Annotated in this window: 12 protein-coding genes, 1 tRNA gene and 2 pseudogenes; 10 read left to right on the top strand and 5 right to left on the bottom strand. The window is 69.6% G+C overall.

The genetic code is table 11. From position 1 onward, the window contains the following. Positions 1-72: 72 nt before the first annotated feature. Positions 73-984, bottom strand: coding sequence for a DMT family transporter (locus AC0L5F_RS04315; RefSeq protein ID WP_473315390.1), 912 nt, complete (start codon positions 982-984; stop codon positions 73-75). Positions 985-1,030: 46 nt separating this feature from the next. On the opposite strand from AC0L5F_RS04315, the gene AC0L5F_RS04310 reads away from it, so the two are divergent. Together AC0L5F_RS04310 and AC0L5F_RS04305 are read left to right on the top strand one after the other, a co-directional pair. Next, positions 1,031-1,459 carry a phosphatase domain-containing protein gene (locus AC0L5F_RS04310; protein ID WP_473315389.1) on the top strand — a complete coding sequence of 143 codons (429 nt, stop codon included), beginning with the start codon at positions 1,031-1,033 and terminating at the stop codon, positions 1,457-1,459. A gap of 98 nt (positions 1,460-1,557) precedes the next feature. Continuing rightward, the gene (locus tag AC0L5F_RS04305; RefSeq protein WP_473315388.1) at positions 1,558-2,070 is read left to right on the top strand and encodes a DUF3145 domain-containing protein; all 513 of its coding nucleotides are present in this window, start codon (positions 1,558-1,560) and stop codon (positions 2,068-2,070) included. Here AC0L5F_RS04305 and AC0L5F_RS04300 read toward each other — a convergent pair. Then, the gene (locus AC0L5F_RS04300; protein ID WP_473315387.1) at positions 2,067-2,882 is read right to left on the bottom strand and encodes an acyl carrier protein; all 816 of its coding nucleotides are present in this window, start codon (positions 2,880-2,882) and stop codon (positions 2,067-2,069) included. The two genes, AC0L5F_RS04305 and AC0L5F_RS04300, sit on opposite strands and share 4 nt — an antisense overlap. A 98-nt stretch (positions 2,883-2,980) precedes the next feature. On the opposite strand from AC0L5F_RS04300, the gene AC0L5F_RS04295 reads away from it, so the two are divergent. Continuing rightward, positions 2,981-3,946, top strand: coding sequence for an alpha/beta fold hydrolase (locus tag AC0L5F_RS04295; RefSeq protein ID WP_473315386.1), 966 nt, complete (start codon positions 2,981-2,983; stop codon positions 3,944-3,946). Here the strand turns inward: AC0L5F_RS04295 and AC0L5F_RS04290 are convergent, their stop codons facing one another. Further along, positions 3,947-5,008 carry a phosphatase PAP2 family protein gene (locus tag AC0L5F_RS04290; RefSeq protein ID WP_473315385.1) on the bottom strand — a complete coding sequence of 354 codons (1,062 nt, stop codon included), beginning with the start codon at positions 5,006-5,008 and terminating at the stop codon, positions 3,947-3,949. Positions 5,009-5,074: 66 nt separating this feature from the next. After that, positions 5,075-7,867, bottom strand: a complete 2,793-nt coding sequence (gene aceE / locus AC0L5F_RS04285) for a pyruvate dehydrogenase (acetyl-transferring), homodimeric type (protein ID WP_473315383.1) — start codon at positions 7,865-7,867, stop codon at positions 5,075-5,077. 150 nt (positions 7,868-8,017) lie between these two features. Between aceE and AC0L5F_RS04280 the strand changes: the two are divergent. From AC0L5F_RS04280 to AC0L5F_RS04265, 4 genes and pseudogenes are all read left to right on the top strand, one after another. Beyond that, positions 8,018-8,332, top strand: a pseudogene (locus AC0L5F_RS04280) (DUF3052 domain-containing protein); the annotation flags it as partial. Positions 8,333-8,406: 74 nt separating this feature from the next. Continuing rightward, complete coding sequence (locus AC0L5F_RS04275; protein WP_473315382.1) at positions 8,407-8,874, top strand: redoxin domain-containing protein; 468 nt, start codon at positions 8,407-8,409, stop codon at positions 8,872-8,874. A 144-nt stretch (positions 8,875-9,018) separates the two neighbouring features. Next, a tRNA-Val gene (locus tag AC0L5F_RS04270) sits at positions 9,019-9,092 on the top strand. A 45-nt stretch (positions 9,093-9,137) separates the two neighbouring features. Beyond that, positions 9,138-9,695 (top strand): cysteine hydrolase family protein, encoded by a 558-nt coding sequence (locus AC0L5F_RS04265; protein WP_473315381.1) that lies wholly within the window; start codon positions 9,138-9,140, stop codon positions 9,693-9,695. Positions 9,696-9,704: 9 nt separating this feature from the next. Here AC0L5F_RS04265 and AC0L5F_RS04260 read toward each other — a convergent pair whose 3' ends face one another. Beyond that, a complete protein-coding gene (locus tag AC0L5F_RS04260) occupies positions 9,705-10,082 on the bottom strand; it encodes a hypothetical protein (protein ID WP_473315380.1) in 378 nt (125 codons plus the stop codon). Positions 10,083-10,112: 30 nt separating this feature from the next. On the opposite strand from AC0L5F_RS04260, the pseudogene AC0L5F_RS04255 reads away from it, so the two are divergent. The 3 genes and pseudogenes from AC0L5F_RS04255 (at position 10,113) to AC0L5F_RS04245 (ending at position 13,045) form a co-directional block, all read left to right on the top strand. Continuing rightward, positions 10,113-12,201: pseudogene (locus tag AC0L5F_RS04255) on the top strand (RecQ family ATP-dependent DNA helicase). A gap of 68 nt (positions 12,202-12,269) precedes the next feature. Further along, positions 12,270-12,476, top strand: coding sequence for a DUF6458 family protein (locus AC0L5F_RS04250; protein WP_473315379.1), 207 nt, complete (start codon positions 12,270-12,272; stop codon positions 12,474-12,476). Between the two features lie 77 nt (positions 12,477-12,553). Next, a complete protein-coding gene (locus AC0L5F_RS04245; protein ID WP_473315377.1) occupies positions 12,554-13,045 on the top strand; it encodes a hypothetical protein in 492 nt (163 codons plus the stop codon). Positions 13,046-13,065: the final 20 nt, after the last annotated feature.

The raw sequence follows: 13,065 nt of genomic DNA, 5'->3' as shown, positions 1-13,065 counted from the left end.
GAGTCCTTCGGGATGCTGGCGTCCGGTTGTCTCAAAACTAGACCGGTTTCCGCCACCCCGTGGCTGTTTTGGCTATCCCGGCGGCTCGAGCACCGGCCGACGGCCCAGGCCGATGACGGCAGCGAGGATCAGCGCCGTACCCGCGATGCCGAGTGCGGTGAGCTGCTCGTCGAGCACCAGCGCAGCGAGGACGGCTGCCGCCACGGGCTCGAGGAGAGTAGCGACGACGGCTGCGCTCGCAGCCGTGAGCCGCAGCCCCGCGTACAGCAATCCGTAGGCCAGCGCCATGGTCGCGATGCCCAGGTAGAGCAGCCAGCCGATCGTCGGCAGGTCCGTCGTCGCGAGCGGCGCGTCGCCGAAGGCGCCGATGAGTCCGAGGGGCAGGAGCACGACTGCTCCCCAGGCGGTGGCGGCCGTGACGAGGATGAGTGGGTCGGTGCGCTGCGCGAGGGGTCGTCCCCAGGACGTCGCGAACGCGTAGGTGGCTCCTGACGCGACGGCAGCCGCGATGCCGAGCCCCGGCCGTGGTCCGGTGACACCGGAGCCGGACGCGACGCTGACCAGCACGAGGCCGGTCAGGGCGGCGCCCACGACGGCCAGCGTGGAGGCGCGAGGAACACGGCGGGCACGAACGGCGTCGACCGCCGTGAGGAGGACGGGTGCGAGCCCGAGACTGACGACGGTGGCCACCGTGACGCCGACCCACACGACGGACGCGAAGTAGAGCGCCTGGTACGCCCCGGTGAGAGCGCCGACGGCGGCGGCAGCCCCGGGCCGGGCCACGACGAGCCCCCGCACCTCGTGCAGGCGGCGCAGCAGCGCCAGCAGCACCAGCAGCGCGATCGCCGCGATCAGCATGCGGTAGGCGCTGATGGTCAGCGTCGACATCGGGACGCGCTCGCGGATCAGCTGGACGACCAGTCCGCCCGTGCCCCACAGGACGCCCGCGACACAGACCTGCAGCAGGCCGACACGAGCGGACACGAGCAGATCCTAGGTGCACCCGGGAGTTTCGGTGGAGGATGGACCCATGCGCGACGCCGTGATCTACGACCTCGACGGCACGCTGTGCGACACCTCCTCGATCCAGCACCTGATCGAGGGGGAGGAGCGCGACTTCCCGGCGTTCCACGCCGCCTCCGCGGCATGTCCGCCGCGCGAGGAGGTTCTCGCGGCCGCTCGCGCCGACCACGAGGCGGGGCGTGCTGTCGTCATCGTGTCGTCGCGTGAGTTCATCTGGCGCGACCTGTCGTTGGCCTGGCTGGACCGGCACGGTGTGCCGCACGACGGTCTCTACCTGCGGATCGTGGGCGACTACCGCAAGGACGTCGTCATCAAGGACGAGATCTGGGACCACCTCGTCGAGGACGGTTTCACCGTCGTTGCGGCCTGGGACGACAAGCAGGCCGTGCTCGACGTGTGGCGTGCGCGAGGCGTCAACAACTTGCATGTGGTGTGACAACACGAATGACACAGGTGTTGTCCTATTGCTTCACATGAGCCACAATGGACCCAGGTACCACCTTGACGCTGGGGAAGGCGACACAGGGAGGCACCGTGAACAACTCATCGCCACACCTCACCCGAGGTGTCCTTTTCGTCCACTCCGCACCGTCAGCCCTGCTGCCGCACATCGAGTGGGCGGCGTCCGGCGTGCTCGGAGGCAAGGCGGAGCTCGCCTGGGTCAAGCAGCCGGCTGAGCCCGGCACCTACCGCGCCGAGCTGTCGTGGCAGGCCCCGATCGGCACCGCGGCCACCATCGCCTCTGCGCTCCGTGGCTGGGAGCAGCTGCGCTTCGAGGTCACCGAGGAGCCCACGACGGCCAGCGAGGGTGCGCGTTACTCGTTCACGCCGAGCCTGGGCATCTTCCACGCCCTGACCGGGCTGCACGGCGACGTCCTGATCCCCGAGGACCGCATCAAGGCCATCCAGGGCAAGATCGCCTCGGGCGAGGCCGAGGTCCACGCTGCCTTCGACGGTCTGCTCGGCGCAGCCTGGGACGCAGAGCTCGAGCCGTTCCGTCACGCCGGCGAGGGCGCTCCGGTGCGGTGGCTCCACCAGGTCGTCTAGCCGATCTGGACCTTGACCGTCGGGGTGGTCTGCTTCGTGGCCTCGTTCATCAGCCGGAACTCCCGCTCGCCCGTGCGTGAGGTGTAGAGCTCGGTCTTGAACTTGCCGTCGGCGCGGGTCTCGGTCGTGATGGGGAAGTCGTCCCAGTCGGTGCCGGGCTCGCGCACCTGCACCTGCAGCTCGACTCCCGCATCGAGGGTGGGGAAGTCGCCGGACAGCACGAATCGCTCACCCGGAGCGACCTGCCGCTTCTCGGCCGAGAGCGTGGGCTGGGGAGCGTCGTCGGTGGGCGCCGGCTGAGGGCTCGGGCTGGGGGTCGTCTCGGTGGGAGTCGGCGTGGCGGTCTCCTCGCTGATCGGAGGCAGCTTCACGTCGCTGAGGCCGGTGGCCGAGACCATGGCGGACATCCCGAAACCGATGAATCCGCCGACGAGCACCCCGATGATGGCCATCCAGGTCAGGAGTCCGGTGAGCTTGCGGGTGAAGTGTGGGGTGCCGGGCTCGGGCGGAGGCGCTGCGGGAGTCACGGCCGCGGTGGACAGCGGGCGGTGGACGGGTGCGACGGCGGTCTTGGCCGTGAGCGTGAGGACGGCGGTGATCGCGTCCTGCACCGTGCGCATCGTGTCGATGGTCTCGTCGCTGAGGTAGACGTCGAAGCGGCGGCCGAGCTCTTCGCCGATCTCCACGATCGTCAGCGAGTCGGCGCCCAGCTCGCTGAACCGGGCACCGGGCTCCACGTCGTCCTCGTCACACGCCAGCACCCGCACCGAGATGTCGGTGATCTGTTCGAGGATCTCTGATCGGGACGCCACGTCACCGATTCTACGGGTAGCCGGATGGTCGTGAGGCAAGGATCACAGCGGCGCCGATCCGAGGTCGGCCCGGCGGTCGACACCACTACGATGTCGGGATGGGTCACCCAGCCGAAGTCCAGTACGTGGTCGTGCATGGCTACCGGCGTGCGTTCCGCATCCAGGGTTCCGGCCCCGCCCTGTTGCTCCTGCACGGCCTCGCCTGCGACTCCAGCACGTGGCTGCCCGTGATGGACGAGCTGGCCGAGCACTTCACGGTGATCGCGCCCGACCTGCTCGGGCACGGCGAGTCCGACAAGCCGGACGCCGACTACTCGTTGGGCGGATACGCCAACGGCATGCGCGATCTCATGACGATCCTGGGCATCGACCGGGTCACGGTCGTGGGCCACAGCTTCGGCGGTGGCGTCGCGATGCAGTTCGCCTACCAGTTCCCCGAGCGCACCGAGCGCGTCATCCTGGTCTCCACCGGCGGTCTGGGCAAGGACGTCAGCCCGCTGGTGCGGCTGCTCACCGTCCCGGGCTCTGGCCTGGCGCTGCGCGTGGCGACGTTCCGCCCGTGGCGCCCGATCGTCGCCGGGGCGATGACGGGTCTGTCCAGGCTGCCGCTGAGCGCCACCCGGGACCTCGACGAGGTCGCGCGGATCTACGAGGCGATGGCCGACCCGGCGGCCCGAACCGCCACGCAGCGGGTCACCAGCCACGTCCTGAACTGGCGCGGCCAGTTCGTCACCATGACCGACCGCAGCTACCTGGCCCGGCTGATGCCGGTGCTGGTGGTGTGGGGACGCGACGACATGGTGATTCCCGCGCGGCACGCGGAGTCGTCGCCCACGCAGATCAAGGACGTCCACGTCCTCGAGGACTCCGGCCACTTCCCCCACAAGGATCATCCGGCCGAGTTCTGTCGCCTCGTGCTGGAGTTCATCGACGAGAACCCGCCGGCCAGCTACCACCGGGGCCGGTGGCGCTCGCTGCTGCGCCGCGGCGACCAGTACGAGCTCACCAGCGTGCCGCCGGTCGTGGCAGCGGTGGATGCTGCCGTGGAGCCCGACGCCGGGTAGCTACACCGCCGGCGAGTGAGGTGTGGTCGGCGCTGTCTCGGCCAGCTCCTCGGCGGACCCTGCGTCGAGACGTCGTCGCTTCTGCCACTTGGCGTTGCCGGTGACGACCGCTCCGATGGCCACGGCGGCCCAGCCGATGAAGGCGCCGCCGATGTCGTCGGCGACGTAGTGCCAGCCGAGGTAGAGCGTTGCCACCACCGTGGTGCAGACGTAGGCGTAGGCGACGAGGCGGATCCACCTCGGCGCGGCGGCGTAGTGCAGGAACAGGGCGGCCGTCACGACGACCGACACGTGCAGTGACGCGAAGCCCGCGATGCCGAAGATGTCCCCGCCCTGCGGATCCTCCTTGAAGCCGAACGCTCCGCGCATCAGCGCGCCCTGGAGGGCCGAGGCGCCGTTCTCGGGCAGGTCGGCATAGGACTGCGGCTGGTAGAACGCCGGACCAAGGGTGGGCAGCAGGTAGTAGCTGATCGTCCCGAGCACCCAGTTCAGGCTCACGGCGGTGGCGTACCAGGCACCGACCGTGTAGTCGCGCACCAGCACCAGGACGGCGCCGACGCTGATGGGGACGACGGTCAGGTACAGCACGTAGAGGACGGCGAGGACCTGTGCGGAAACGGTGGTGCCGAGCAGTCCATGCAGGACGTCGGCCGGGTTGTTGCCCAGGAAGATCCAGCGGTCGAGCTGCAGCATCTCGCGGTCGTACAGGGTGTCGCCGCGCAGGATCGGCAGGTAGCTCTTGAGGTTGCGGTAGCTGACGTAGCAGATGTAGAACGCGATCATTCCGGTGGCGACGTGTCCCACCCGGCGCAGGTTCCACTCGGTGACCAAGATGGTGCGCATGCCGGGGATGAATCCGCGCAGCCCGTACCGGTGGATCGCCTGCGGCGCGATGCCGGCGGCGAAGATCACCACGGCGATCAACGGCAACCGGATGTACGCCGGCCCGAGGAAGCCCTCGGGGTCCTTGAGGCCGATGCCCAGGGTCTGGGAGTAGTAGACCGCCGTGGCCCCGATCGCCAACGACAGCGCCACGGCGAAGGTGTAGGGCCAGCGGAGCATGACCGACATCTTATGGCGCACGGCTGAGAGGTGTCTGTGAGGCCGCTGGCGTGTGATCCATGTCTCTCAGGCGTCGCCGCCGACCTGTGGCACGTCGGACACGGCAGTCGCGTCGTCGATGCGCAGCGCGTCGAACGCCCCACGGGCGACCGAGGGGTCGATCGCGCCGGTGCGGGCCAGCTCGGCCAGCGTCGCGACGACGATCGACTCGGTGTCGACCTGGAAGAAGCGTCGGGCGGCAGCGCGGGTGTCGGCGAACCCGAACCCGTCCGTGCCGAGCGACTGCCACTGTCCCGGCACCCATCGAGAGATCTGGTCGGGCACGGCACGCATGTAGTCGCTGACCGCCACGGTCGGGATGTCGCCGCCCCCGGCGGTGGAGCCGAGCCGGTCGCTGATCCACGCCGTCCGCGGCTGCTCGCCGAGGTGGTTGAGGTTCCACTGCTCGGTGGCGATGCCGTCACGGGCGATCTCGTTCCACGACGTGACCGACCAGACGTCGGCTGCGACGCCGTACTCGGTGGCGAGGATCTCCTGGGCCTCGATGGCCCACGGGACCGCGACGCCCGAAGCCATGATGCGCGCTGTCGCCGGGGCGTCTCCGCCTGCCGGACGCAGCAGGTAGGCGCCGCGCAGGACGCCGTCGGTGTCGAGGTTCTCCGGCTCTGGCGGCTGCACGAAGGCCTCGTTGTAGACCGTCAGGTAGTAGATGACGTCCTCACCGTGCGGGTGCTCGTCGGTGGAGCCGTACATGCGCTCCATGCCGTGCTCGACGATGTGCGCGATCTCGTAGCCGTACGCCGGGTCGTAGTGCACGACGGCGGGGTTGGTCTGCGCGATCAGGGGGGAGTGGCCGTCGGCGTGCTGCAGCCCCTCGCCGGTCAGGGTGGTGCGTCCGGCCGTGGCGCCGACGAGGAAGCCGCGTGCCAGCTGATCGGCCATGGCCCAGATCGAGTCGGCGGTGCGCTGGAAGCCGAACATCGAGTAGAACAGGTAGACCGGGATCATGGGCTCGCCGTGCGTGGAGTACGCACTGCCGACCGCGATGGCAGAGGCCATGGCGCCGGCCTCGCTGATGCCTTCGTGCAGCAGCTGGCCCTGGGCCGACTCCTTGTACGCCAGCAGCAGCTTGCGGTCGACGGCCTCGTAGGTCTGGCCCGCCGGGTTGTAGATCTTCGCCGACGGGAACATCGAGTCCATGCCGAAGGTGCGGTACTCATCGGGCGCGATCGGCACGATGCGGCGGCCGACCTCGGGATCCTTCATCAGGTCGCGCAGCAGGCGGACGAACGCCATGGTCGTGGCGACGGACTGCTTGCCCGACCCCTTCTTGAGCTCGCCGTACATGTCCGGCTCGGGCAGCTTGACCGTGGTGGGGTTGACGATGCGCTTGGGCAGCGACCCGCCGAGCGCGTCGCGCCGGGCGGTCATGTACTGGATCTCCTCGGAGTCCGCACCCGGGTGGTAGAACGGCGGCAGGTCGTCGCCGTCGATCTGGGCGTCGGAGATCGGGATGTTGAGCCGATCGCGGAAGCCCTTGAGGTCGTCCTTGGTCAGCTTCTTCATCTGGTGGGTGGCGTTGCGGCCCTGGAACGACTCCAGCAGCCAGCCCTTGATGGTGTGCGCCAGGATCACCGTGGGCTGGCCGGTGTGCTTCTGCGCCGCCTCGAAGGCCGCGTAGACCTTGCGGTAGTCGTGGCCGCCGCGGGGGAGACGCTCGATGTCCTCGTCGGACAGGTGCTCGACCATCTTCTGCAGGCGCGGATCGGGGCCGAAGAAGTGCTCGCGGTTGTAGGCACCGGTCTCGACCGACAGGGTCTGGAACTCGCCGTCGGGGGTGCGGTTCATCTGGTTGACCAGTGCGCCGTCGGTGTCGCGCGCCAGCAGGTCGTCCCACTCGCGGCCCCAGACGACCTTGATGACGTTCCATCCGGCGCCGCGGAAGTACGACTCCAGCTCCTGGATGATCTTGCCGTTGCCGCGCACGGGTCCGTCGAGCTGCTGCAGGTTGCAGTTGATGACGAAGGTGAGGTTGTCGAGCTCTTCGCGGGCCGCGATGCCGATGGCGCCGAGTGACTCGGGCTCACCCATCTCGCCGTCGCCGAGGAACGTCCAGACGTGCTGCTGGCTGGTGTCCTTGATGCCGCGGTTGTGCAGGTAGCGGTTGAACCGTGCCTGGTAGATCGAGTTGATGGCGCCCAGGCCCATCGAGACGGTGGGGAACTCCCAGTAGTCCGACATGAGGCGCGGGTGCGGGTACGACGACAGGCCCGCGCCGGCTCCGTGCGACTTCTCCTGGCGGAACCGGTCGAGCTGCTGCTCGTCGAGCCGGCCCTCGAGGTAGGAACGGGCGTAGATGCCCGGGGCTGCGTGGCCCTGGAAGTACAGCTGGTCTCCGCCGCCCGGGTGGTTCTTGCCGCGGAAGAAGTGGTTGAAGCCCACCTCGTAGAGGCTCGCGGCCGACTGGTACGTGGCGATGTGACCGCCGACCCCCAGGCCGGGTCGGTTGGCCCGGGAGACCATGACGGCCGCGTTCCAGCGGATGTAGGAGCGGATGCGGCGTTCGATGGCCTCGTTGCCGGGGAACCACGGCTCGCGCTCGGGAGGAATGGTGTTGATGAAGTCGGTGCTGCGCAGGGCCGGGACGCCGACGTTCTGCTCGCGGGCGCGCTCCAGGAGCTTGAGCATCGTGTACCGCGCACGGGACCGTCCGCGGTTGTCGATCATGTCGTCGAGCGAGCCGACCCACTCGGCGGTCTCCTCGGGGTCGATGTCGGGGAGCTGCGTGGGCAGACCCTCGTGGATGACCGGCGGGCGCTCGGTTCCGGACGGACGATCCTGCTGGCCGGATTGCGGCATGACGACTCCTGGGTGCGCGTCTTGTGGACGTGTCCATCAAACCACTCGGTGTTCGCTAGGGTGAGGGCGGGAACCTGCGGAGTTCGCCTACTTGTGGGTAGGTTTTTCGCTACTTCCCGGTAGACATTTTCCGGCACGAGGAGGAGCAGAGTGGACGCGGCCAAGTTGGGCTTCGAGCCCGACACCGTCATCCAGGAGTTGGGGTGGGACCAGGACACCGATGAGGACCTGCGGGTCGCCATCGAGGACTTCACCGGCAACGCGCTCGTCGATGGTGACTACGGGGACGTGGTCGACGGCGTGATCCTGTGGTGGCGCGAGGGCGACGGCGACCTCACCGATGCTCTCGTCGACACCTTGCGTGACGTCGTGGAGGGTGGGCCGGTCTGGCTGTTCACCCCCAAGATCGGCCGCCCCGGCTACGTCGAGGGCGCGGACATCGCCGAGTCGGCGCCGATCGCGGGTCTCTCGACGACCACCACCTCGGCGGCCTCGACCGACTGGGCCTCCACCAAGCTTCTCCACGCACAAGCGCTGACGTGCTCGGCGTCGGTGATCCGGCCCCCGCGCTCGGTCTGCGCAACCAGCACGGCGAGACCATCAGCGTCGACGCCGCGGGCGGATCCCCGGCGCTGGTCGTGTTCTTCCCCTTCGCGTTCAGCGGCATCTGCTCCAGCGAGCTGGCCTCGCTGCGTGACCACCGGGCGGCCTTCGACGACGCCGGGGTGCGTCTCGTGGCGATCTCGTGCGACCCCATGTTCGCCCTGAGGGTCTTCGACGACCGCGACCAGCTCGGGTTCGACCTGCTCAGCGACTTCTGGCCGCACGGCGGTGTCGCGCGGGCGTACGGATGCTTCGACGACGAGGTGGGGGCCGCCTCCCGTGCGTCGTTCCTGCTGGACGCCGCGTCGGTGGTGCGCTGGTCGGTCCGTCACGGCATGGGCGAGCCGCGCGAGATCGACGTCCACCTGGCGGCGCTGGCCCACCTCGCGCCAGAAAATTCCTGAGCATTTCGGTCAAACACCTGCGGCCGGTGCCGCCGGGGTGATTCGATGATCGTGCTGCGGCTGCCAGGGACCCGAGACCCTGGCAGCCGCGCTCTCTTTGTGCCGACGCTGCGGTAATCTGCGGCAGTCGCAGCACGTGACTCAGGGCGAATAGCTCAGCTGGTCAGAGCGTCCGGTTTACACCCGGAAGGTCGGGGGTTCGAGCCCCTCTTCGCCCACCGCCGGTCTACCGATGTGTCGGTGCTCGGATCTACGCTGCCACCATGACCGATTCACCGAAGGCCCTCGTCGTCATCGACCTGCAGAACGGCGTGCTCGCCGACGACGGCACGTGGGATGCCGCGGGCGTCGTCGCCCGTACCGCCGACCTCGTCGACCGGGCCCGTGCCGCGGGCACGCCGGTGGTCTGGGTGCAGCACAACAGCGACGAGCTGGTCGAGGGCGAGCACGCCTGGCAGTACGCGGACGGGTTGGTGCCGGCCGACGGCGAGCCCGTGGTGCAGAAGCGCTACGGCGACTCCTTCGCCGACACTGAGCTGGCCGACGTCCTCACCGGGCTCGGAGTCGGGCATCTGGTGATCGCCGGCGCCCAGACCGACGCCTGCATCCGCTCCACCCTGCACGGTGCCGTCGTGCGCGGCTACGACGTCACCCTCGTCTCGGACTGCCACACCACCGGCGAGTACCCGGCCGAGTACACCGGCGGAGAGGTCCTCTCGGCGCAGACCAAGATCAACTTCACCAACATGTACGCGGGGTGGGGTCTGTCGTATCCCGACGCCTCCGGAGCCGCGGTGCCGTCCAGCGAGCTGGTCTTCTGAGCGCGACGCTCAGCCGCAGACGTCGTCGACGATCTGCTGCACCTGCGTGAAGCCGCTGATGGTGCCGGGATCACCGTCCGGGTCCTGCCCCGCGACGGCGACGACTCCGTAGTCGTCGCGCAGCACCTGGAACGCGCGGTCCACGTTCCCGTCGACCAGGGCCACTACGCCGAGCTCGGTGCTCTTCGCGAACTTGACGGTGAACTCGTCGGTGACCAGCCCACCGACCTGCTCGACCTTGTCCTTGGCATCGTCGGACCGGGCGTCGGCATCGCACTGAAGGGCCGGTGCCAGGCGCACGTCGGTGTCCGGTCCGCCGCACGCGGTCAGGGCAGCGGCCAGCACGAGCGCGGCGCACAGGCTGCGGGCCGACGACGAGAGGTTCATGGGCTCATCTTCGCCTGACACGATGGCCACATGTCCACCACCACCGATGCGACCACCGCCCTGCAGCAGCTGACCGGAGTCGAGGACGCGGTGTTCCACGACGGGCAGCTGGAGGCGATCACCGCCCTGGTCGACGACCACCAGCGTGCGCTGGTGGTCCAGCGCACGGGCTGGGGCAAGTCGGCGGTCTACTTCATCGCCACCCTGCTGCTGCGTCAGCGCGGTGCTGGGCCCACCTTGCTGGTCTCGCCGCTGCTGGCCCTGATGCGTGACCAGGTGGCGGCGGCCGCGCGAGCCGGCGTGCGAGCCGTCGCGATCAACTCCACCAACCCGCACGAGTGGGAGCAGACCCGCGCCGCGCTCGACGCCGACGAGGTCGACGTCTTGCTGGTCTCGCCCGAACGGCTGAACAACCCGCGCTTTCGCGACGAGCAGATGCCCGCCCTCGTCGAACGCATGGGCCTGCTCGTGGTCGACGAGGCGCACTGCATCTCCGACTGGGGCCACGACTTCCGACCCGACTACCGGCGCCTCGCCGAGCTGATCGCGCGGCTTCCGGCCGACCTGCCGGTGCTCGCCACCACCGCCACGGCCAACGAGCGGGTGGTCACCGATGTCGCCGAGCAGCTCGGCGGGGGAGACGACGTCCTGACGATTCGTGGGTCGCTGGCGCGCGACTCCCTGCGCCTGGGCGTGCTCGAGCTGCCCAGCACGCGCGAGCGCCTGGCGTGGCTGGTCAGCCACCTGGCCGACATGCCCGGTAGCGGCATCATCTACGCGCTCACCGTGTCGGCCGCCGACGACACCGCGCGCCTGCTGCGCGAGGCGGGCCACGACGTCCGCTCGTACACCGGCCGCACGGACACCGACGAGCGCGAGGAGCTGGAGGGGCGGCTCAAGCGCAACGAGCTCAAGGCGCTGGTCGCCACCAGCGCCCTGGGCATGGGGTTCGACAAGCCCGACCTCGGCTTCGTCATCCACCTCGGCGCCCCGTCGTCGCCGGTGGCGTACTACCAGCAGGTGGGCCGCGCGGGTCGCGCCACCGACCACGCTGACGTCCTGCTGCTGCCGGGACGCGAGGACCGTGACATCTGGACCTACTTCGCCACGGCATCGATGCCCAGCCAGGAGCGCGCTTCGGCCGTGATTGGCGAGCTTCGGCGCCGAGCCGATCTCCACCCCGGCGCTCGAGGCTCTGGTCAACATCCGGCGCAGTCCGCTGGAGCTGCTGCTCAAGGTGCTGGACGTCGACGGTGCCGTCCGTCGGGTGCAGGGCGGCTGGGTGGCCACGGGGCAGCCGTGGACCTATGACCGTGAACGCTACGAGCGCATCGCCGAGGCCCGCACCGCGGAGCAGGAGGCGATGGTCGCCTACGAGCACACCACCTCGTGCCGCATGGAGCTGCTGCAACGCGACCTCGACGATCCGACGGCCCAGCCGTGCGGGCGCTGCGACACCTGCACCGAGCCCTGGTATCCCGTGGACGTCGATGCCACGGCCGGCCAGGTCGCTGCCAGCTCGCTGGACCAGGTCGGCGTCGAGATCGACCCGCGTGCGCAGTGGCCCACCGGCTCGGCCGTCGCCAAGGGCAAGATCGCCCCGGACGAGCGCGCCGAGACCGGGCGTGCCGTGGCACGCCTGACCGATCTCGGGTGGGGCGGGACGTTGCGCGAGCTGTTCGCGGCCGGCGCGCCCGACGCCCCGGTCACGGATGCGCTGCTGGGTGCGTGCGTCCAGGTGCTCAAGGACTGGCGGTGGTCCGAGCGGCCCGTCGCCGTGGTCAACGTGCCGTCTCGGTCCAGGCCGCTGCTGGTCGACTCCCTGGCCCGCGGCATCGCTCGCATCGGCCGGCTGCAGGACCTCGGCGCGATGGACCTGGTCGGCGAGGGCCCGCGACACGGCTCCGGCGGCAACAGCGTCTACCGCCTGGCCGACGTGTGGGGCAGCCTCGGGGTCGGTCCCGACCTCGCCGAACGGCTCGCCACGCTGCAGGGTGGGCCGGTGCTGCTGATCGACGATCGCGTCGACAGCCGGTGGACGCTCACGGTGGCGGCTCGCGAGCTGCGTCGTGCGGGTGCGGGACCCGTGCTGCCCCTGGCGCTCGCAGTCGTCGCGTGATCGGCTGCCATCTGCAGTGACCGTCGGCACCCGCTACGGTCGAGTCGCCCCACAACGAAAGGCCTCACATGTACATCGGCGGATCCATCGTCCTGCTGGCAGTCGGCGCGATCCTGTCGTTCGCGGTGACCTACTCGGTCAGCGGCGTCGACATCAATGTCATCGGCTACATCCTGATGGCAGCAGGCGCCCTCGGCATCATCCTCAGCCTGTTCCTCAACGCCCAGGCCACCCAGGGCGCACGTCGTCGTGACGACCTGCCGCCGCCGCAGTAGGACACACCGACACTGCGTCTGACGCGCTGTAACCGATCGGCTCCCTTCCTCGTTGAACTCGACGAGGGAGGGAGCCGATGATGCGTTGGGCCGCGCGAGCTGCTCGTCTGCTGGTGGTCGCCGTGGTCGCAGTCACCGTGTCGATCGGTGCCGCTCCGTCTGCGACGGCGGCCGTCCGCCCCAGTCCGCCGGTGCTGTACCCCGATGATCCGGCGCTCCAGGAGGCGTACGAGGACGGCTTCACCACCGGGTACTCGGTCGGCAACGACGACGGGTTCGCCGAGGGCCGCAGCCGGGCCCGTGACCAGGAGAACCTGCGCGACGAGGTGGCCCAGCAGGCCGAGCAGACGCCGGTCGAGGGTGGGCAGGACCTGGGCGACGAGATCATCCCTTCACCGTCCGCGACGCCGAGCGCCACGCCCTCGGTCGACGACTCCTCCACCTACGAGGAACCGCCACAGCAGTCCGGCGGAGTCCCGTGGTGGCCGCTGGCGTTCGCCGTCGCGGCGACGGCCTGGTTCGTGACGCGTCGACGCCGGCTCGACGCGCAGGACGACGACGGCTCGTGACGCACCGGTCCTGACCGTCG

The sequence above is a fragment of the Aeromicrobium sp. 10G20-16 genome, assembly GCF_055809665.1.
This window is presented reverse-complemented; position numbering and strand designations above follow the sequence as displayed.